This window comes from uncultured Oscillibacter sp. (assembly GCF_910579365.1).
In the GTDB taxonomy this organism is placed as follows: domain Bacteria; phylum Bacillota; class Clostridia; order Oscillospirales; family Oscillospiraceae; genus Oscillibacter.
On record NZ_CAJTUX010000014.1, the window covers coordinates 18,178 to 38,245 of the forward strand.

The following is a 20,068-nucleotide window of genomic DNA, read 5'->3' on the forward strand; positions in this document are numbered from 1 at the left end:
CCATGGCGGGACGTGCTATCATCAGATACAAAGGCCCGTTCCGTGCGGGACTGTGACAAAAAAAGGCGAACCAGGTATATTTTTGACGGAAAAGGGGAAAGATATGGAAATCCAGGTGAAAAGCGCGGACCGGAATCTGCTGCTGGAGATCAGCGGGGAACTGGATCACCACGGGGCCCGGAGCGCCCTCCGGGAGCTGGAGGAGGCCCTGGACGCAGCCCTGCCCCGCAAGCTGGTGCTGGACCTGTCGGGCATCACCTTTATGGACAGCTCCGGTATTGCGCTGATTCTGCGGGCCCAGCAGAAAATGCGGCTGCTGGACGGCAGTCTGCTGGTGCGGGGAACGCCGCCCCAGGCCCGCAGGGTACTGGATGCCGCCGGCGTCAGCCGGCTTGTGACGATCAAATAAGGAGGTTTACATAATGAGGACCAAGGCAGTCAACGAGGTCGCGCTGGAATTTCCCAGCCACAGCTGCAACGAGAGCTTCGCCCGGGCTTCGGCGGCCTGCTTCGCCGCCCAGATGGACCCGACGCTCAACGAGCTGGAGGATATCAAAACCGCTGTCAGCGAGGCGGTGACCAACGCCATTGTTCATGGCTACCCGGATGCCATCGGCTCCGTTACGCTGAAGCTCCGCTGTCTGCCGGGGAACATTCTGGAGTTGATTGTGAAGGACCGGGGCCGGGGCATTCCCGATGTAAACAAGGCCCGGCAGCCCATGTTCACCACCGGTGGGGAGGAGCGCAGCGGCATGGGGTTTACGATTATGGAGAGCTTTATGGACAAGGTGACGGTGCGGTCTGCCGTGAACAGGGGGACCACGGTGGTGATGAAGAAAAAACTGGCGCCCCGGCTGAAGAAATGAGCGCCGCGCTGGAGCTGCTCCGGGCGGCGCAGCAGGGGGATCGGGATGCCTGCGAACAGGCCGTTATTGAAAACAACGGGTTGATTTGGAGTGTGGTCCGGCGCTATTATGGCCGGGGAGTGGAACCGGACGATCTCTATCAGCTGGGCTGTCTGGGCTTTTTAAAGGCGGTTCAGGGTTTTGATTTCGACTATGGAACCTGCTTTTCCACCTATGCCGTGCCCAAGATTGCCGGGGAAATCCGGCGGTTCCTCCGGGATGACGGGGCTGTGAAGGTCGGGCGCAGCATACGGGAACAGGCGCAGACCCTCTATACCGCCCGGGAACGCCTCCGCCATGAGCTGGGCCGGGAACCGGCCCTATCCGAGCTGTCGGAGGCCACGGGCCTGACGCCGGAGGAGATCGCCCGGACGGACCTGGCCACCGACACGCCGGAGTCCCTCCAGCAGGAGACGGCGGACGGCCTGACCCTGGAGGGAGCCCTGGGCACGGAGGCCCCGGAGGAGGGAATGGTGGAGCGGATAGCCCTCCGGGAGGCCATCGACCATCTGCCGGAGAAGGAGCGGATGACGATTCTGCTCCGCTATTTCAAGGGTCTGACGCAGGAGCAGACGTCCCGGGTGGTGGGGGTGTCCCAGGTGCAGATATCCCGGCTGGAGCGCCGGGGGCTGAAACGCCTGCGGGAGAGCTTTGAGGCCTGAACCAATCCTCCCCCTGGAACTCCGTCATGGTATTCCAATAGCGCTTGGGCATATGAGTCATCCGAAGACGGGGATTTTCCCGTTCCTTGATGGCGATGGTATCGTAAAACCGTTTCCAAAGAAGGCGGTAATGGGCTTCCGTCTCATCCGGCGGGGCCATTTGAAAGGAGTCCAGAGGCTGGATGCTCCACCGGCCGGGGACGTGGAACAGCGCCTCCTTATGGGTTCGGTCGTAAAGGAAGAACCGCTCGTTGTGAAAGCGGGCACAGAAATGCCCGGCCAGCATAGGAAGGACCCGGTTCTTTGGCTCAATTTCGCCGCCCAGTACGCCGCCCAAATCAGAAAAGCGGACGAAGCCCTTCAGCAGGTGGACCTCGCCGCCCAGATGCTGAACGGCCTTGATGACCGGATAGAACGTTTCGTCGGAGCGGTTTCGAAGGAAGCCGGGCCCCTCCCGCAGCAGCTTGGCGGTCAGGCGAAAAAGATGGAGCTCTTTTTCCGGGAGACAGGTCCAAAACCCGCGCCGCAGCAGAAGCGCCGCCTCCTGGGACAGCGCCGTCACCTTCCGCAGGACCCGGTCCGCGTGCCCCGGGTCCGTGGGAACGGTTCTGGAATCAAACAGGGTAAAAACAGCGTCCTCGCCGGAGTAAAATCCGGCGGGGCTTTCTTTATAGGCATAGCTGTCGAACACGCAGGAGAGAAACCCTTCAAAGCTGCCGTCGTAATAGTAGATAACATCCATCAGAACATCCTCAAGCCGGCCGTCAGGCCGGTTCGCTTTGGTCGAACAGGGATAGCTGCACCATTTCCTGCTGCGGCAAAAGGGGCCGCTCCGCGGCGATGAGCCCCCGGAGAAGGCTGTCCGGTGTGAAGCGCAGACCCTCCGCCATTTTGCCGGAGGCCGTGAGAAAATATTGGGCCCGCTTCATAACGACGCCCAGCTTTCTCAGGTTGTCGATGTGGAGGGGACCCGTTCTGCGGGCGGAGAGGATGCGCCGGGCGGAGGTGACGCCCACACCCGGAATCCGCAGCAGCGTTTCATAGGCGGCGGTGTTGACCTCCACCGGGAAAAAATCCAGGTGGGCCAGGGCCCAGCTGCATTTGGGGTCTACGCGGGTGTCAAAATCCTGGTTTCCCTCGTCCAGTAGTTCCTCTGCCCGGAAGCCGTAAAACCGCAGCAGCCAGTCCGCCTGATAGAGCCGGTGCTCCCGCAGAAGGGGCGGCTTTACATCCTTAGCGGGAAGAAGGGCGTGCTCCACCACTGGGACATAAGCGGAGTAGAACACACGTTTTAGACCGTATTGGTCGTAAAGCCCCTGCGTCAGGCGGAGGATATGGAAGTCCGTGTCCTGCGTGGCTCCGACGATGAGCTGGGTGCTCTGTCCGGCGGGGGCGAAGCGGGGAGCGTGGCGGTATTTCACCAGCTCCTCCCGGCTCTGCCGGTTCCGGGTCTGAATCTGGCGCATAGGCGTCAGAATGGCGCCCTTTGTCTTGTCCGGGGCCAGGGTTTTCAGTCCTGCTTCCGAGGGCAGCTCAATGTTCACGCTGAGCCGGTCCGCCAAAAAGCCCAGCCGCTCCACCAGTTCCGGCGCTGTGCCGGGAATCGCCTTGGCGTGAATGTAGCCGTTAAAACGGTAACGCTCCCGCAGAAGGGCCAGACAGCGGATCATCAGCTCTGTGGTATAGTCCGGACTTCGAAAGACGCCCGAGGAGAGGAACAGCCCCTCAATGTAGTTCCGGCGGTAAAAGTGGAGGGTGAGGTCCGCCAGCTCCTCCGGGGTAAAGGCCGCCCGCTTCGTCTCGTTGCTCCGGCGGTTGACGCAGTATTTGCAGTCGTATGCACAGCGGTTGGTCAAAAGGACCTTCAGCAGGGTGACGCAGCGCCCGTCGGCGGAGAAGGTATGGCAGCAGCCCGCCGTGGAGGTGGAGGTGTTGCCGATGTATCCCTTTTTCGCGGTGCGGTTCCCGCCGCTGGAGGTGCAGGCGGCGTCATATTTGGCGGCGTCGGTGAGAATGGTCAGCTTTTCCAGAACGTCCATTGCTTCTCCCCCAGAGTCCGCCAGAAAAATACGGCCCAAGCGTCCGGAAGTGTTTTCCGGCAGACCGCCGACCCGGCGCGGGCATGCCGGGTTGGCCGCTCGATAAGGTCAATCACGCGGAAGAGCTGGGCGGTGAGCATTACCACGCCCAAAATGGTGAAAAAGAGAGTCCAGCCGGTCATAGGAAAACCTCCCGTTCCGTATTAGAAAATTTGTTCGATTCATATTGTAACTCGAACAACCGTTCCTGTCAAGAGAAAAAACAAAAACGGCGGAAAGGAAACCGTCTGCTGTCCTGAAATTTCCAGGAATCTCTGGTCTTTTCGTCCGTTTTGTGGTATCATCAGACAATTACATAAATAAGGAGACGCGCTTCATGAAACGCTGCTTTATTTTCGCCGCCGGAAGCTATTACGGTCTGCGGGAGCGCCCCGCCTCCGGCGATGTTGTCATCGCTGCCGACGCGGGCTATCGGATCTGCCTGGAAGAGGGCATTGTACCGGACCTTCTCCTGGGGGACTTTGACTCTATGGAGCCTCCGGCGGACGCCGCCCCCATCTTCCGCCTGCCTGTGGAGAAGGACGACACGGATACCATGGCCGCCCTTCGAGCGGGACTGGAACGAATGTGCGATACCTTCTATATTTACGGAGGGACCGGCGGAAAGCGACTGGACCACACGCTGGCAAATCTCCAATCCCTTCTCTTTCTCCGCCGGAGGGGAGCCAGAGGATTTCTGTACGACGATGACTTCCTCTGGACCGTTCTGGAGAATGAGGCGCTGGATATTCCAAAGACGGTGGAGTGGGGCCTGTTTTCCGTTTTCTGCCTGGGGGACCGGGCGGAGGGCGTGGATGAGAAGGGCTTTCAGTACCCTCTGCAAGACGCCGTGCTGACTCCGGATTTTCCCCTTGGAGTCAGCAACCATATCCTGGAGCCCCGGGCGCGGATCGCCGTTCGGAACGGGACGCTGGCCGTGGGTTGGGAGCTGCCGCCGTTAGACTGAAGATAGAATAACGAAACGACAAAAGTGTGGTTGCGTATTTAAAAAACTTCATGTATAATGAACAACAACGGAAAGGTCGACCTTTCTGGAATATGATATGACCGTGGGACCGAGGACGGGCACGGGGGCAAGGAGTTTTTTATGGCGGCGTTTACCGTAAATGGCAAATCTGTTACCGTGGAGAAAAACCAAAAGCTGATTCGTTTCCTGCGGGATGAGCTGGGCCTGACCTCGGTGAAGGATGGGTGCAGCGAGGGCGCCTGCGGCACCTGCACAGTGCTGATTGACGGCAAACCCACCCGGGCCTGCATTCCTCAGACGGACAAGCTGGATGGAAAGAGCGTCCTCACGGCGGAGGGACTGACGGACTTTGAAAAGCGGGTTTACACCTATGCCTTCGGCCAGGCGGGGGCGGTCCAGTGCGGGTTCTGCATCCCGGGCATGGTCATGTGCGCCAAGGCCCTGCTGGACGGGAACCAAAGTCCCACCCGGGAAGAGGCGGCGTTCGCCATCCGGAACAACATCTGCCGGTGCACCGGGTATGTAAAGATCATTGACGCCATTTTGCTGGCGGCGGAGCTGTTCCGCTCCGGCGAGGTGCCGGAAGTTCCCTCCGACTGGTCCCTGGGGGCCAGGGTGCCCCGGGTGGACGTGGAGGAAAAGGTCACAGGCACGGGCATCTATCCCGACGATGTGTACATGGAAGGCATGATCTACGCCAGCGCCGTCCGCTCTCAGTATCCCAGGGCGAGGGTTCTGGCCATCCATACGGAGGAGGCCGCGGCCCTGCCCGGTGTGGCGGGGATTTTCACCGCCGCCGACATTCCCGGCAGCAACAAGGTGGGCCACCTGAAAAAGGACTGGGACACCATGATCGCCGTGGGAGAGATCACGCACTATCTGGGCGACGCGGTCTGCATCGTCGCCGCCGAGGATCAGGAGACGCTGGCGAAGGCCAAAGCCCTGGTAAAGGTGGATTACGAAGAACTTCCCATGGTGCGGAATCCCCAGGAGGCTATGGCCGAGGGCGCGCCCCTGGTCCACCGGGAGGGGAACCTTCTGGCGCACAAGCACATCCAGCGGGGTGATCCGGCGGCGGCTATCGCAAAATCCAAGCATGTGCTGAAAGAGACGTTCTCCACTCCCTGGACGGAGCACGCCTTCCTGGAGCCGGAGTGCGCCGTGGCCTATCCCGACGGGGACGGGGTGATGGTCCTCTCCACGGACCAGGGAACCTATGACACCCAGCACGAGACTATGGGGATGCTGGGCCTCCCGGCGGAGAAGGTGAAGGTCCGCAACTGTCTGGTGGGCGGCGGCTTCGGCGGCAAGGAGGACGTGACGGTCCAGCACCACGCCGCCCTGGTGGCATACCTGACCAAGCGCCCGGTGAAGGTGAAGCTCAGCCGGGCGGAGAGCCTTCTGATTCACCCGAAGCGCCATCCCATGGAGATGGAATTCACCCTGGGCTGCGACGAAAACGGCATCATCCAGGGCGTGAAGGCCAGCGTGGTGGCGGACACCGGGGCTTACGCCTCCTTGGGCGGCCCGGTTTTGGAGCGGGCCTGCACCCACGCCGCCGGGCCTTATAACTACCAGAACTTTGAGATTGACGGCTGGGCGTGGTACACCAACAATCCCCCCGCCGGGGCGTTCCGGGGCTTCGGCGTCACCCAGACCTGTTTCTGCATTGAGAGTCTGCTGAATCAGATTGCGGACGTGGTGGGAATCAGTCCCTGGGAAATTCGCTACCGCAACGCCATCCGCCCTGGCCAGGAGCTGCCCAACGGCCAGATTGTGGACGAGTCCACCGGATTGGTGGAGACTCTGGAGGCGGTGAAGCCTTACTATGAAAAGGCCAAGTACGCCGGATTGGCCTGCGCCATGAAGAACGCCGGCGTGGGCGTGGGTATCCCGGATACTGGCCGGGTTCGGCTGACGGTGGAGGACGGCAAGGTTCACATCTTCGCCGGCGCCTCCTGCATCGGCCAGGGCCTGGGCACGGTGCTGACCCAGATGGTCTGCGACCAGACGGGCCTGTGCTATGAGGACGTGGTTTACGAGCGCTCCAATACCTATTTCGCGCCGGATTCCGGCACCACCTCCGGCTCCCGGCAGACGCTGTTCACCGGCGAGGCCTGCCGCCGGGCCTGCGAGGGGCTGCGGGCGGCTCTGGAGGAGGGCGGACTGTCCTCCCTGAATGGCCGGGAGTTCCGGGGCGAGTACCTGGGCAAGACGGACCCCTTGGGAGCCGACGTGCCGAATCCCGTCAGCCATATCGCCTACGGCTACGCCACGCAGGTCTGCATCTTGGACGAGGACGGGAAGATAAAGCAGCTGGTGGCCGCCCACGATGTGGGCAAGGCGGTGAACCCCCTGTCGGTGGAGGGACAGATTGAGGGCGGCGTGGTCATGTCCATGGGATACGCCCTGACGGAGCGTTATCCGCTGACGGACTGCAAGCCCAACGTGAAGTTCGGCACTCTGGGTCTGTTCCGGGCCAACCAGATTCCCGAGATCGTCCCCATTATCGTGGAAAAGGAGGGGCTGAACGTGGCCTGCGGAGCCATCGGCATCGGGGAGATTACCTCCATTCCCACGGCCCCCGCCATTGCCGGCGCCTACTTCCGCTACGACGGCAAGCGCCGCACAGCCCTGCCGCTGGAGGGAACTCCCTACGCCAAGAAGTAAACGCGAATCAGCCGGGGCGGAAAGCCCGCCCCGGCTGGAAGTCTATTGATTCAATTCCTCCACGGCCTTCGGCGTATCCGCGTCGGCCAGCTCTTCCTGCGGAACCTCCAGCAGAATCAAATCCTCCTCATGCCGCCGGATGACGGTGTTTCCTCCGCAGTCCTCCCGCAGCTCCCGCAGCTCTGGGAAGAAGCGGGAGGGGAACAGACAAGGGTTTCCCCGGACGCCGCCGTGGGCCAGGGCGGCGATCCGGTCCGGCTGGCCGTGCCAGAGTTCCGCCAGCGCCTTGACGCTTTCCCGCCGCAGAAGAGGTTGGTCGCTGACCAGAAACATGACCCCGTCACAGTCCCCAAGAGCGTCCAATCCAAGCCGGATGGTGTGGCTGATGCCCCAGTCCGGATGCGCGTTGTGAATGGCCGTGAAGCGAAAGCGCTCCGCCAGCTCCATGATCTCCGGGTACTGGGTTACCACCGCCGTCTTTTTGAATTCCTCCGCAGGCGCCGCTTCCAGCGCCCGCAGAATCAGACTCCGGCCCTGAACCTCAGCGGCCAGCTTGTTTGTTCCGAACCGGCGGGAGTTCCCCGCCGCCATGATGACACAGCCCAAGTTCAACATAACACATGATCTCCTATTTCTTTCGTTTCCATTAGTATATCCGCTTTTCTCCCCCTCAGTCAACCGGTCTTTTTGGGGGGAGCGGAGCTGCAATATAGAAGTAGTACAAAAAGGAGGGCACCCTATGAGCAAAAGCGTCGGCAAGAGCGTAATTCGGGTAGACGCCTATGAGAAAGCCACGGGCCGGGCCAAATACATGGACGACCTTTGTGACCGCAGCGCACTGATTGCGAAAATCTGCCATTCCACCATTGCCCACGGATTCGTAAAATCCGTGGATACGGCTGCGGCGGAGGCCGTCCCCGGCGTCGTAAAGGTTCTGACCTGCTTTGACGCGCCGGACATTGAATTCCCGACGGCGGGCCACCCCTGGTCCACGGACCCCCACCACCAGGACGTGGCGGACCGGAAGCTGCTGAACCGTCATGTCCGCTATTACGGCGACGACGTGGCGGTGGTCATCGCCGAGGACGAGGTGGCCGCTTCCCAAGCTGTCCGGGCCATCCGGGTTGAATACGAAGAGCTGCCCTTTGTCCTGGATGTCCAGGAGGCCATGAAGGACGGTGCGCCGCAGGTTCAGGAGCGGTACAAAAACAACATTCTGGCCCACTCTGACGTCCGCCTGGGGGATTACGAGACCGCCCGGCAGGAGCCCGGCCTCATCAAGGTCGAGGGCTGGTACGACACGCCCACCGTGCAGCACTGCCACATTGAGAACCATGGCTGCTTCGCCTATGAAGAGGCGGGCCGGGTGGTGGTGGTCAGCTCCACGCAGATTCCCCACATTGTCCGCCGGGTGGTGGGGCAGGCCCTGGGGATTCCCTGGGGCAAGGTCCGTATCATCAAGCCCTATATCGGCGGCGGTTTTGGCAACAAGCAGGATGCCCTCTACGAGCCTCTTTGCGCCTGGTGCTCCACGCAGGTGGGGGGCCGCCTGGTGAAGCTGGAGTGCAGCCGGGAGGAGACTTTTGTCTCCAACCGGGTCCGCCACGCCATCCGTACCCATATTATCTCCTACGTCCGGCCCGACGGGACCCTGGTTGCCCGGAAGCTGGAGGCGTTTTCCAACCAGGGCGCCTACGCCTCCCATGGACACGGCATTGTGGCCAAGGGCATGAACGCCTTCCCCCAGCTGTATCCCTGCCCCAATGTGGAGTGCGACAGCTGGACGGTGTTCACGAACCGGCCCTCCGCCGGGGCCATGCGGGGCTACGGCATTCCCCAGGCCATGTTCGCCGGAGAGAGCCACATTGATGACATCTGCAAGGCCGTCGGCATGTCCCCCTTGGAGTTCCGGCGGAAGAATCTGATGCCCATGGGGTATGTGGACGGCTTCTCCAAGAATGAACTCTATACCGACACCTTCAACCAGTGTATGGACAAGGCCCTGGAGATGCTGGACTATAAGAAGAAGTTCCAGGAGTACCAGAATCAGACCGGTTCCCTCCGCCGGGGCGTGGGTCTGGCGGTGTTCTGGTACAACACCGCCGTGTGGCCCATCTCCCTGGAGTCCTCCTCCTGCCGCATGGTGCTGAATCAGGACGGCTCTCTCCAGTTCCAGACCGGCGAGACGGAGATCGGCCAGGGCTGCGACACGGCCTATTCCCAGATGGTGGCGGACGCTGTGGGGATTCCCCTCAGCGACGTGCACGTGGTCTCCACCCAGGACACTGACGTCACCCCCTTCGGAACGGGGGCCTACGCCTCCCGGCAGACTTACATAGGCGGCTTTTCCATCATGCAGACGGCCCTGGCCCTCCGGGAGCGCATTTTGAACGTGGCCCACGAGCAGACCCGGATGCCGGTTTCAAACCTGGATCTGGTGGATGGGCAGATCGTCCGCAAGAGCGACGGCAGAATCCTGAAATCCCTGGGCGACCTGGCGCTGGAGAGCCTCTACTCTCTGGAGAGCAGCCAGCACATCACCGCCGAGACCACCGCGCAGATTAAGAGCAACGCCTATTCCTTTGGCTGTTCCTTCGCGGAGGTGGAAGTCGATATTCCCATGTGCAAGGCGAGGCTTCTGCGGCTGGTGAACGTTCACGACTGCGGAACCCTGATCAATCCCGCCCTGGCGGAGGCACAGGTCCACGGCGGCATGTCCATGGCCATCGGCTACGGCCTCTCCGAGGAGCTGAAGTTTGACGAGAAGACCGGCAAGCCCCTGAACAACAACCTTCTGGACTACAAGCTCTCCACCTTTATGGACCACCCTGTTCTGGAAACCGGCTTTGTGGAGAATCCGGAGCCCACGTCTCCTTACGGCACTAAGGCCCTTGGCGAGCCCCCGGCCTGTTCCGGCGCGCCGGCCATCCGCAACGCGATTCTGAACGCCACCGGCGTGGCGATTGACTGCTGTCCCATCACGCCCCATGTCCTCTACCGGAAGTTCAAAGAGGCTGGGCTTATCAACGACTAAAGGAGGGCCAACGTATGTATGACATGAAAGCCCTGTATCAGGCCCAGAGCGTGGAGGACGCCGTGGCCCTCCGCCTGGCCCATCCCGAGGCCCAGATCATCGCCGGAGGTTCCGACGTGCTGGTTCAGATGCGGGAGGGCAAGCGGGCCGGGGCGGAGCTCATCTCCATCCAGACTCTGGACGAAATCCGGGGCGTGTCCCTGGATGAGGACGGAACCCTTCGCATCGGTTCCCTCACCAGCTTTTCCCACATCACGCGGGACCCTCTGATTCAAAAGTATATCAACGTCCTGGGCGAGGCGGTGGATCAGGTGGGCGGACCGCAGATTCGAAACATTGGAACCATCGGCGGAAATACCTGCAACGGCGTGACCTCCGCCGACTCCTCCTCGACCCTCCACGCCTGGGACGCGGTCATCGAGCTGACGGGTCCCGGCGGCGTCCGCCGCCAGCCCATTCAGGAGTTCTATATCCGGGCGGGGAAGGTGGACATCCGGGAGGGGGAGATTCAAACCGCCATCCTCATTCCCAAGGAGAGCTACGAGAACTGCTTCGGCCACTATATCAAGTACGCCATGCGCAATGCCATGGATATCGCCACCCTGGGCACCTCCGTCAATGTCCGCCTCTCCGCCGATAAGAAAACGGTGGAGCGGGCCCGCGTGGCCTTTGGCGTGGCGGGACCGGTGCCCCTGCGGGCGGCCCATGCCGAGGAGCTGGCCGCCGGACAGCCCGTCAGCCTGGAGCTGGCGGAGAAATTCGCGCAGGCGGTGAAGGCGGACATCAATCCCCGGGACTCCTGGCGCGCGGCCAAGGACTTCCGTCTGCACATCGCCGTGGAGAGCGCCAAGCGGGCCTTTGTGGAATCCGTAAGACTGGCGGGAGGTGAACTGTAATGGAGAAGCACATCATCCAATACCAAACGGTCCATTTTAACCTCAACGGCAAAGACGTGGAGCGGACGGTGGACGTCCGGGCCAGCCTTACCGATATGCTGCGGAACGACTTCCGGATGACCAGCGTCAAAAAGGGCTGCGAGGTTGGCGAGTGCGGAGCTTGCAACGTGCTGATCGACGGCGAGGCGTTTAACTCCTGCATCTATCTGGCTGTCTGGGCGGAGGGTAAGAAGGTCCGCACGCTGGAGGGTCTTCTGGGCCCCAACGGAGAGCTCAGCGATATCCAGCAGGCCTTTGTGGACGAGGCCGCCATCCAGTGCGGCTTCTGCTCCCCGGGTTTCATCCTGACGGCGGTGGAGATTCTGGAGAGCGGAAAGGAATACACGGACGGCGAACTGCGGAAGCTCCTGTCCGGGCACCTGTGCCGCTGCACCGGCTACGAGAACATTCTCCGGGCGGTGAAAAAGACCATGTACCGCCGCTTGGGAAAAGAAATGCCGCAAGGCTGAACAACAGCCCCGCCTGGAGTACTCCAGGCGGGGCTTTCTGATTTCCCTTTCAGTGGGGCAGGACCAGACTGACCGCGCACAGAGCCAGGGCGGCGGCGCAGCCGTAGTCCACGGCCTTGCGGTGATTGACAAAGAGCTTTTGCAGCGCCGCCCCAGCAAAGAGCCAGACAAGGTTGGCGACGGGTCCCGTAAAGGGCAGGAACAGCCCCGCCGCCAGCAGAGACCAGAAGGAACCGGAGTAGGGAAGAACGTAGGACGCCAGCGCCATCAGACAAAAGACCATGATCTTCACATTGGTCAGCTGTACAAACAGTCCTGTGAGGAACCCAGGGGCCTCCGGGGCGCTGCCCTCCGGTCCGGAGGAAGAGCGAAGGGTATGAAACGCCATCCAAAGCATATAGGCAGCCCCCACCCAGGAGAGGAGGCCCACGTACTGGTTCAGAACCGTCCCCAGGAAATAGATGACCAGCACAGAGGCCATGGACACCAGGAAGAAGCCGGTGAACAGCCCCCGCCACTGCCGCAGGGCCGGCCCTTTTCCGTACCGCAGGGCGGTGGAGAGGCTGCAAAGGTTGGCGGGCCCCGGCGTGATGGCGCCCACGTAACAGTAGAGCAGGAAAGAGGGAAGCAGAGACATGGGCATGACAGGCACCGTCCTTTAATGTGATGAGCCCATCATAGCAAAAAAATATTGATTTGAAAAGCGAAAGATTTTCAAGTAAACTATGAAAAAATTAATGAAAGAGGGCGGACAGATGGAGCTGAGAAATTTGCGGACGTTTCAAACCGTGGTGGACCAAGGGAGCTACCAGCGGGCGGCGGAGCGGCTGGGCTATACCCAGTCCACCATTACCGTGCAGATTCAGCAGCTGGAGGGAGAGATGGGAGTGCCCCTCTTTGAGCGGGTGGGGCGGCGGATGGTGCTGACCGAGGCGGGAGAGCGGATATTACCCCGGGCCAGGGAGCTGCTGGAGGCGGCGGACCAGCTGATGGAGTGCGGGCGAAAAAGCAGCGCCCCCTCCGGGACGCTTCGGGTGGACATGGCGGAGACGCTGCTGTGCTACCGGATGCAGCCGGTGATTCGGGCCTTTCGGGAGCGGGCGCCACAGGTCCGGCTGGTAATCCGGAGCTGCAACTGCATGCGGATTGCCGCCAATGTGCGGACCGGAGCCTGTGACCTGGGCGTGGGATATGACATGGACTGGAACCGGGAGGCCCTGGAGGTGGAGTCTCTGGGAAGCTATGACATCGTGCTTCTGGCCTCCCCGGATTTTTCCGAGCCGGATTTCACCACGCCGGGACAGCGCAAGGCGGTGTCTCTCGTTACGGATGAGCCGGACAGCATTTTTCGCCGCTGGCTGGAGGAGTATCTGCGCCAGCGGGAGATTGAGCTGGACGTAACGCTGGAGCTGTGGAGTATTGAGACCATCAAGCGCTGTGTCATGAGCAACCTGGGCTTTACCTATCTGCCCCGCTTTGTCGCGCGGGAGGAACTGGAGGCAGGGCGGCTGAAGGAGCTGCGGGCCCCCATCTCCGGCGTTCCCGCCCCGGCCCTGTGCGCGTGGAGAAAAGGGCGGTGGATTACTCCGGCCATGGAGCTGTTTCTGGAGCTTCTGCGGGAGGCGCTGGCGGAGGGCGGTCCCGTCACCGCCGGTGTTTCCGCTCCAGATGGGGGTCCCGCCTTTGGAAGGGCTTGTCGATAAGAATGATGTCGTCCCCGATCCGCTGGATACAGTCCCAGGGGATGTAGAATTCCTCCCCGCGCCCGAAGAGCCCGAAGAACCGGGCGGGACCGTAGACCACAATGGCGATTACCTGCCCCTCCGGAGCCCGCAGGTCTACGTCTGCCACCAGCCCAAGGCGGCAGCCGTCGTTGATGTTGATGACCTCCTTCCGCCGGAGATCCCGAAACCGGAACTGCATCGCCGTCACTCCTTTCAAGGAAGCCTATGCGGCGGCCGGGCCGTCCTATTCTGACAAAAGGTCCCAGTATAGGAAAAAACGCCTCTGGAGATACTGACCTTGCGGCGCTGAGAGGGGAGAACCCCGCCGCCGCACGGCCAGTATACACACAAGGGGGGCGGCTTTCATGCAGGGAAAAGTCGAGATCGCGGGGGTCAATACCGCCAAACTGAAGGTTTTGAAGAACGAGGAGACCATGGCGCTTCTCCGCCGGACGAAGGAAGGGGATCAGGAGGCCCGCCGCCAGCTGATTGAAGGGAATCTGCGGCTGGTGCTGTCGGTGATTCAGCGCTTTTCCAGCCGGGGAGAGAATGTGGACGACTTGTTCCAGGTGGGCTGCGTGGGCCTCATCAAAGCCATCGACAACTTCGACATCAACCAGCCGGTGAAGTTTTCCACTTACGGCGTGCCCATGATAATCGGCGAAATTCGCCGCTACCTCCGGGACAACAGCGCCATCCGGGTTTCCCGAAGCATGCGGGACACGGCCTACCGGGTTCTCCAGGTTCGGGAGCGCCTGATCTCCGAGACCCAGCGGGAGCCCACGGTGGAGCAGATTGCCAAAGAGCTGGATATCCCCCGGGAGGACGTGGTCTTCGCCATGGACGCCATCGTGGACCCGGTGTCTCTCTACGAGCCGGTGTACTCTGACAGCGGGGATGCCCTCTGCGTCATGGATCAGGTGCGGGATACGCAGAACACCGACGAGCATTGGACGGACCGCATTGCCCTGAAAGACGCCCTGAAGCGCCTGGACGACCGGGAGCGGCGCATCCTGTCTCTGCGGTTCTATGAAGGCAAGACCCAGATGGAGGTCTCCGCCGAGGTGGGCATTTCCCAGGCCCAGGTTTCCCGGCTGGAGAAGGGGGCCATCAACACCATCAAGAAAAATATCTGACGAAAGGCCCGCCAAGCGCGGGCCTTTTTCACGGTTTCCCTTGTATTTCCCCCCAGGAACTGCTATAATGGTGCAACTACGAAAGGGGGAGGACCATGGATTTCGGCGGTCTCATCCGCTCCATTGACTGGAATTGGCTGGAAGTCACGATGATGCGGGTTCTCGCCGTCCTCCTCTGCCTGACGGTCCACGAGACCTGTCACGGTCTGGCGGCCTATGCCCTGGGGGACCCCACCGCCCGGGAGCGCCGCCGACTGAGCCTGAATCCCCTGCGGCATATCGACTGGCTGGGCCTCGCCATGATGCTGGCCGTGGGTTTCGGCTGGGCCAAGCCCGTGCCGGTGGATCCCCGGTATTTTAAAAAGCCCAAGCAGGGCATGGCCCTCACCGCCCTGGCGGGGCCGGTTTCCAATTTTGTACTGGCGTTTCTGGCGATGCTCTTTTGCAGCAGGGTGCTGGCCGGCTTCATCACGTCCGATGCCTGTTTGGCCTATAAGCTGTATGTTTGCCTTCAGCTGCACCTGGCCCCGCTGTCGATCGGCCTGGGCCTTTTCAATCTGCTGCCCATTCCGCCTCTGGACGGGGCCAAGGTGCTGGGAGCCTTTTTGCCGGAGCGGACTTACTTTGGACTGATGCGCTACGAGCGGTACGGCATGTTTTTGCTGCTGGCTCTGAGCTGGTTCGGCGTTGTTGGGAATTTGCTCAATGAAGCCGTCCGGGGGATTTACTGGTTTTTCTTGGAGCTGTGTGTCTGAGGAATCCGGCAGCGTTCGATAAAAGGAGGGGACTTTTTGGATAGTCCCGTATTCAAACTGGAAAAGGTGGTCCACTCCCGGGCGGAAGAGCTCCAGGATTTCGAGGGGCCCCTGGATCTGATTCTCTTCCTGCTTGGGAAGAACAAGATGGAGATTCAGGACATTTCCATTTCCATGATCTGCGACCAATATCTGAGCTGGCTGGACCGCCGCCAGCAGCTGGATTTGGAAATTGCCAGCGAGTTTGCGGCCATGGCCTCTCACTTGGTTTACCTCAAGACCCGGATGCTTCTCTCCATAGAGGACGAGGAGGCCAAGAGCGAGATGGAGGCCCTGATCCAGTCCCTGGAGGAGCGCCGCCGGGGGGAGAACTACGCTTATGTCAAGGCCATGGGAGAGCAGCTGGCTTCCCTGGGGGAATTTGGGCGGAGCATCTGCGTCCGGGGGCCGGAGCCGCTGGAGCCGGGGGAGATTCACTACGACCACTGCCCCCAGGACCTGCTTTGGGCCATGGCGGAGCTCCAGAGCCGGGCCGAGCGGAGACTCCCGCCCCCCAGGGCGGCTTTCCAGGACATCGCCCGGCACGAGCCCTATCCCGTGGAGAAGAAGGCGCTGGACATTCTGCGGCGGCTGAAAGAGGGGGGCGTGACCCGTTTCCTCCAGCTGTTCCGGGGCAGCCGGAGCCGCAGCGAGGTGGTGGCCACCTTCCTGGCGGTGCTGGAGCTGTGCCGCTCCCACGTTTTGCAGCTGGCGGGTTCGGAGTCAGAGTGTACCGTCCGCCAGATCGGAGAACCGCCGGAGAGTCTTGCCGTCGGGGCGGAGGAAACGTCAAACTAAGGAGAACCCAATGGAGAGAAAGGAAATCGAGTCCGCCGTGGAGGCGATTCTGTTTGCCTCCGGGGAGGCTGTGCAGCTCAAGCGCCTCTGCGCCGCACTGCAGCTGGCCCGTCCCGCTGTGGAGCGGGCGCTGAAGGACCTGGGGGACCACTACGCCTTTGAACGGCGGGGCATCCGGCTGGTTCAGATGGAGGACAGCTGGCAGCTCTGCTCCGCCCCAGAGTTCGGGGACGCGGTGCACCGGGCGCTGGAGGTACGGAAGCCCGCCAAGCTGAGCCAGCCCGCTTTGGAGGCGCTGACCATCATTGCCTATTACCAGCCCACAACGAGGGCGTATGTGGACCAGATTCGGGGGGTGGACAGCTCCTACACCATGAGTCTGCTGTTAAACCGGGACCTGATTGAGGAGTGCGGCCGTCTCCAGGTGCCGGGGCGGCCCCGCCTGTACCGGACCACCAAGCAGTTTCTCCGGGCCTTCCACTTGAACAGTCTGGAGGATTTGCCGGAGCTGGCGGAGCCTTCGGAGGCGGAGGACCCCTTGGAAACGGAGGTCCCCCTGGAGCCGGAGACCGGCGGCCAGATGCGGCTGGGGGAAAACGGAGAGATTATGGATTCCAAGGAGGAAGAGACGGAGTAAGAGAGAGGGGGAGCGCCTGTGCTGTGGCTTTGGATACTGCTTGCGCTGGTTTTTCTGGCCGTTTTGCTGTGCGCGACGCGGGTGGGCGTCTGGGCGGCCTATGACGGGGAGACCCTTCGTCTGGACGCGCGAATTGGCCTTTTGCGGATACATATTCTGCCCGCCAAGCCCAAGAAGGCGGAGAGGCCCCCGGAGAAACGAAAGCCCCGAAAGGAACCGGCGGAGAAGAAAAAGGGCGGCCTCTCCTTTGCCATGGAGGATGCCGGCGACGCGCTGCATACCATGCTTCCGCCGCTGAAGCGGGCTCTGTCCCGCACCCGCCGGGGGATACAGATCAAGCCTCTGCGGCTTTCCGTCGTCCTGGGTGGACGGGAGGACCCGGCCGCCGCCGCCGGACTGTACGGCAAGCTCCAGGCCGCCGTCTGGACGGGGATGCCGGCAGCCGAGAAATTCCTGGATATCCGGGACCCATATATTCATACCGGCGTGGACTTCGAGACGGCGGACACGGCGGCGGCGGGGGAGGCCGGAGTTACCTTCCGCATAGGAACCCTGCTGGCCGTCGGCTTTGGATTGGCCCTTCCAGCTCTGCGGTGGTTCCTCCGCTGGAGGAAACGGTGCAAGACCCGCCCGCCGGAGCCGGAGCAGGAAAACCGCCGCGAAGTCCCGCCCAGCCAGCCGGAGACCCCTCCTGCCGCGTGAGACGCCCCAGAGATTGACATACCGCACCGATCAACGTGAGAAAGGATGTATAAGATGGATAGCACGATGGACAAGAAGCAGCCGGTCAGCGAACTGATGCGCTCCACCATAGATAAGATTCACGAGCTGGTGGACACCAACGCGATTGTGGGCCAGCCCATCACCACGCCGGACGGCGTGACCTTGATTCCCATTTCCCGGGTCAATTTCGCCTTCGGAAGCGGCGGCGGGGACTATGGCAAGGTACAGCCCAAAGGCTTCGGCGGCGGCGGCGGTGCGGGGGTGAAGATCGACCCGGTGGCGTTCCTGATTATCAAGGACGGTGTGACCCGGGTGCTGCCGGTGGCGGCGCCTCCGGCGTCCACCATGGACCGCATTGTGGAGATGGTGCCGGACCTGATGGACAAGGCGGAAAAATATTTTGATAAGAAACAGGCGGAAAAGGAGAAGGAAACCCTCTGATTGGGGTATACTATCTTCACTCTTGACGAATCGGAGTGATGATGTTTGTCGAAACGATTCCGGCGGGCCGGCGCGCTTTTGCTGGCGCTGGCCTGTTTGCTGACCGGCCGGGCCAAGGCGGTGGATACCTCCGCCTCTTCCGCCATTTTGATGGATATGGACAGCGGCCGGGTGCTGTATGAGCGGAACGCCGGGGCCCGGATGCTGATTGCCAGCACCACGAAGATCATGACGGCGCTGGTGGCGATCCGGGACGGGACCTTGTCGGATACTGTGAAGGTGAGCCGGGAGGCCGCCTATACGGAGGGCTCCTCCATGTACCTCAAGGAGGGGGAGGAGCTGACCCTGGAGACGCTGCTCTACGGCCTGCTTCTCTGTTCCGGAAACGACGCCGCCGTAGCCGTGGCGGAGCATGTGGCCGGAAGCGTGGGGCGCTTTGTGGAGCGGATGAACGAGACGGCCCTGGCCCTTGGAATGGAGGATACCTCCTTTGCCAACCCCAACGGCCTGGACGACGAGAACCACTACTCCACCGCCAGGGATATGGCGCTGCTGGCCTGCGCGGCGATGAGAAACGAGACCCTGGTCCGCATTGCCTCCACCCGGACCGTGAGCATCGGCGGGCGGACCATGACCAACCACAATAAGCTGCTGAGCCTGATGGACGGATGCGTGGGGCTGAAGACCGGCTATACCAGGGCGGCGGGCCGGACCCTGGTCAGCTGCGCGGAGCGGAACGGCCAGCGTCTGGTGGCGGTGACGCTGCAGGACGGCAACGATTGGGCGGACCACCAGAGTCTCTATGAGTACGGCTTCGCCGCCTATCCCGCCCGCCGGGCGGCACAGCTTGGGCATGAGCTGGCTCAGGCGGCGGTAAAGGGCGGAATCCGAACCCGGGTCCCCCTGATCGCGGCGGACAGCTTTGCCTGGCCCCTGGCCCAGGGAGAGGCGCTGAAGACGGACATCCGGCTGGACCGGGAGCTTGCCGCCCCCCTGCGGGCAGGAACTTCGGTGGGGGAAGCGGTGTTCACCCTGAACGGCAAAGAGGTTGGCCGGATTGGCCTTCTTTGCGGTGAAACGGTTTTGCCGGGGGCGGAGTCCGCTATGGCCGCGCTGCGAAATTACAGGTGAACGTATGGAAGAACGACTGCAAAAGCTCCTCTCCGCCTCCGCCGGCTGTTCCCGGCGGGCGGCGGAGGGATACATAACGGCGGGACGCGTGACCGTGAACGGCGAGATTGCCGTTTTGGGGGCCAAGGCCGACCCGGACCGGGACGATGTCCGGTTGGATGGAAAATCCTTGGCGGCCAGGGCGGAAACGGTCTGCCTGCTCTTGAACAAGCCCCGGGGATATGTCACCACCCTTTCCGACGAGAAGGGAAGAAAGACGGTGGCGGACCTGGTGCAAAGCTGCGGCGTCCGGGTGTATCCTGTCGGCCGTCTGGATCTGGACTCCGAGGGCCTGCTGCTCATGACTAACGACGGCGCGCTTGCCCAGCGTCTGACCCATCCCAGCCACGAGGCGGAAAAGACCTACCACGTCTGGGTCCGGGGACCGGCGGAGGGGGCGGCGGAACGCCTGGCCAGCGTGCGGGACCTGGAGGGGGAACCGATTCGCCCCGCGCAGGTGGAAATCCTCCGGCAGGGGGAGAACGCCGCGAAGCTGGCCGTTACCATTCACGAGGGGAAAAACCGCCAGGTGCGCCGGATGTGCGCCGCCTGCGGCCTGACGGTGACCCGTCTTCGCCGGGTGCGGGAGCACACGCTGGAATTGGGAGCGCTGCCCCCGGGAAAGTGGCGGTATCTGACGGCGGCGGAGCTGGCGGCTCTGCGGGAGTGAGCGGCAGAAAAATTCATATCCGGTATATCTTGCATATTTATAAGAAATGTGCTATACTATTTTCCGCTAAGCGGCGGCGCAGTATTCTAGTCAGATCTGCCGTTTCCTAAGGAGGGCCTAAAAATCCTCTAAAGGGCACATCGATGAAACCCGTGGTGCCTGCTTGATACGCCCAGTTTTGGGTGGGTGCTGGGGGGAAGCGCGCGCGGCGCGCTTGCGGACTCAGGGCGTTT

Annotated in this window: 23 protein-coding genes; 17 read left to right on the forward strand and 6 right to left on the reverse strand. The window is 62.0% G+C overall.

Features of this window, described 5'->3' with window-relative positions:
- The first annotated feature begins 103 nt into the window (after window positions 1–103).
- From QZ329_RS05670 to QZ329_RS05680, 3 genes are read left to right on the forward strand one after another with little or no spacing between them, the layout of a single operon-like run.
- Window positions 104–409 carry an STAS domain-containing protein gene (locus QZ329_RS05670; protein WP_295749412.1) on the forward strand — a complete coding sequence of 102 codons (306 nt, stop codon included), beginning with the start codon at window positions 104–106 and terminating at the stop codon, window positions 407–409.
- Window positions 410–422: 13 nt separating this feature from the next.
- Complete coding sequence (gene spoIIAB, locus QZ329_RS05675) at window positions 423–866, forward strand: anti-sigma F factor (RefSeq protein WP_295749415.1); 444 nt, start codon at window positions 423–425, stop codon at window positions 864–866.
- Window positions 863–1,567 (forward strand): sigma-70 family RNA polymerase sigma factor, encoded by a 705-nt coding sequence (locus tag QZ329_RS05680; protein ID WP_295749417.1) that lies wholly within the window; start codon window positions 863–865, stop codon window positions 1,565–1,567. The genes spoIIAB and QZ329_RS05680 overlap by 4 nt, the downstream gene beginning before the upstream one ends.
- Here QZ329_RS05680 and QZ329_RS05685 read toward each other — a convergent pair.
- Genes QZ329_RS05685 through QZ329_RS05695 form a run of 3 tightly spaced genes read right to left on the reverse strand, consistent with a single transcriptional unit; the run spans window position 1,455 to window position 3,788 of the window.
- Complete coding sequence (locus QZ329_RS05685) at window positions 1,455–2,309, reverse strand: TIGR03915 family putative DNA repair protein (RefSeq protein ID WP_295749420.1); 855 nt, start codon at window positions 2,307–2,309, stop codon at window positions 1,455–1,457. The two genes, QZ329_RS05680 and QZ329_RS05685, sit on opposite strands and share 113 nt — an antisense overlap.
- A 22-nt stretch (window positions 2,310–2,331) precedes the next feature.
- The gene (locus QZ329_RS05690; protein ID WP_295749423.1) at window positions 2,332–3,606 is read right to left on the reverse strand and encodes a putative DNA modification/repair radical SAM protein; all 1,275 of its coding nucleotides are present in this window, start codon (window positions 3,604–3,606) and stop codon (window positions 2,332–2,334) included.
- Window positions 3,585–3,788: a hypothetical protein gene (locus QZ329_RS05695; protein WP_295749426.1), complete on the reverse strand. Its 204-nt coding sequence runs from the start codon at window positions 3,786–3,788 to the stop codon at window positions 3,585–3,587. Before QZ329_RS05695 ends, QZ329_RS05690 begins: the two co-directional genes overlap by 22 nt.
- A gap of 194 nt (window positions 3,789–3,982) precedes the next feature.
- Here QZ329_RS05695 and QZ329_RS05700 point away from each other — a divergent pair, with 194 nt between their 5' ends.
- Window positions 3,983–4,612, forward strand: coding sequence for a thiamine diphosphokinase (locus tag QZ329_RS05700; RefSeq protein ID WP_295749429.1), 630 nt, complete (start codon window positions 3,983–3,985; stop codon window positions 4,610–4,612).
- Between the two features lie 141 nt (window positions 4,613–4,753).
- Window positions 4,754–7,303 carry a selenium-dependent xanthine dehydrogenase gene (xdh, locus tag QZ329_RS05705; protein ID WP_295749432.1) on the forward strand — a complete coding sequence of 850 codons (2,550 nt, stop codon included), beginning with the start codon at window positions 4,754–4,756 and terminating at the stop codon, window positions 7,301–7,303.
- A gap of 42 nt (window positions 7,304–7,345) precedes the next feature.
- Here the strand turns inward: xdh and QZ329_RS05710 are convergent, their stop codons facing one another.
- Entirely contained in the window at window positions 7,346–7,918 is a 573-nt protein-coding gene (locus QZ329_RS05710) for a nucleotidyltransferase family protein (RefSeq protein WP_295749435.1), read from the reverse strand.
- A gap of 124 nt (window positions 7,919–8,042) precedes the next feature.
- Between QZ329_RS05710 and xdhA the strand changes: the two genes are divergently transcribed.
- From xdhA to xdhC, 3 genes are read left to right on the forward strand one after another with little or no spacing between them, the layout of a single operon-like run.
- Entirely contained in the window at window positions 8,043–10,337 is a 2,295-nt protein-coding gene (xdhA, locus tag QZ329_RS05715) for a xanthine dehydrogenase subunit XdhA (protein WP_295749437.1), read from the forward strand.
- Window positions 10,338–10,351: 14 nt separating this feature from the next.
- Window positions 10,352–11,233 carry a xanthine dehydrogenase subunit XdhB gene (gene xdhB / locus QZ329_RS05720; RefSeq protein WP_295749440.1) on the forward strand — a complete coding sequence of 294 codons (882 nt, stop codon included), beginning with the start codon at window positions 10,352–10,354 and terminating at the stop codon, window positions 11,231–11,233.
- Window positions 11,233–11,742, forward strand: coding sequence for a xanthine dehydrogenase subunit XdhC (xdhC, locus tag QZ329_RS05725; protein ID WP_295749443.1), 510 nt, complete (start codon window positions 11,233–11,235; stop codon window positions 11,740–11,742). Before xdhB ends, xdhC begins: the two co-directional genes overlap by 1 nt.
- A 49-nt stretch (window positions 11,743–11,791) precedes the next feature.
- On the opposite strand, the gene QZ329_RS05730 is transcribed toward xdhC, so the two are convergent.
- Entirely contained in the window at window positions 11,792–12,385 is a 594-nt protein-coding gene (locus QZ329_RS05730; protein ID WP_295749446.1) for a LysE family transporter, read from the reverse strand.
- A 112-nt stretch (window positions 12,386–12,497) separates the two neighbouring features.
- On the opposite strand from QZ329_RS05730, the gene QZ329_RS05735 reads away from it, so the two are divergent.
- On the forward strand, window positions 12,498–13,445 hold the full coding sequence (locus QZ329_RS05735; protein WP_295749449.1) for a LysR family transcriptional regulator: 948 nt from the start codon (window positions 12,498–12,500) through the stop codon (window positions 13,443–13,445).
- Here QZ329_RS05735 and QZ329_RS05740 read toward each other — a convergent pair.
- Window positions 13,387–13,665, reverse strand: a complete 279-nt coding sequence (locus QZ329_RS05740; RefSeq protein ID WP_295749452.1) for a YlmC/YmxH family sporulation protein — start codon at window positions 13,663–13,665, stop codon at window positions 13,387–13,389. The two genes, QZ329_RS05735 and QZ329_RS05740, sit on opposite strands and share 59 nt — an antisense overlap.
- 166 nt (window positions 13,666–13,831) lie before the next feature.
- Between QZ329_RS05740 and sigG the strand changes: the two genes are divergently transcribed.
- The 8 genes from sigG to QZ329_RS05780 all read left to right on the forward strand — a co-directional run bounded on the left by sigG (window position 13,832) and on the right by QZ329_RS05780 (window position 19,835).
- Window positions 13,832–14,602, forward strand: a complete 771-nt coding sequence (gene sigG / locus QZ329_RS05745; RefSeq protein ID WP_295749456.1) for an RNA polymerase sporulation sigma factor SigG — start codon at window positions 13,832–13,834, stop codon at window positions 14,600–14,602.
- Between the two features lie 95 nt (window positions 14,603–14,697).
- On the forward strand, window positions 14,698–15,357 hold the full coding sequence (locus QZ329_RS05750; protein WP_295749459.1) for a site-2 protease family protein: 660 nt from the start codon (window positions 14,698–14,700) through the stop codon (window positions 15,355–15,357).
- Window positions 15,358–15,393: 36 nt separating this feature from the next.
- Complete coding sequence (locus QZ329_RS05755) at window positions 15,394–16,194, forward strand: segregation/condensation protein A (RefSeq protein ID WP_295749463.1); 801 nt, start codon at window positions 15,394–15,396, stop codon at window positions 16,192–16,194.
- Window positions 16,195–16,204: 10 nt separating this feature from the next.
- A complete protein-coding gene (scpB, locus tag QZ329_RS05760; protein WP_295749467.1) occupies window positions 16,205–16,831 on the forward strand; it encodes an SMC-Scp complex subunit ScpB in 627 nt (208 codons plus the stop codon).
- 18 nt (window positions 16,832–16,849) lie between these two features.
- Entirely contained in the window at window positions 16,850–17,533 is a 684-nt protein-coding gene (locus QZ329_RS05765) for a hypothetical protein (protein ID WP_295749470.1), read from the forward strand.
- Between the two features lie 54 nt (window positions 17,534–17,587).
- Window positions 17,588–17,995, forward strand: a complete 408-nt coding sequence (locus tag QZ329_RS05770) for a spore germination protein GerW family protein (RefSeq protein ID WP_295749473.1) — start codon at window positions 17,588–17,590, stop codon at window positions 17,993–17,995.
- A 45-nt stretch (window positions 17,996–18,040) separates the two neighbouring features.
- Entirely contained in the window at window positions 18,041–19,126 is a 1,086-nt protein-coding gene (locus tag QZ329_RS05775) for a D-alanyl-D-alanine carboxypeptidase family protein (protein ID WP_295749476.1), read from the forward strand.
- A 4-nt stretch (window positions 19,127–19,130) separates the two neighbouring features.
- Entirely contained in the window at window positions 19,131–19,835 is a 705-nt protein-coding gene (locus tag QZ329_RS05780; RefSeq protein WP_295749479.1) for a pseudouridine synthase, read from the forward strand.
- The last annotated feature ends 233 nt before the right edge of the window (window positions 19,836–20,068 follow it).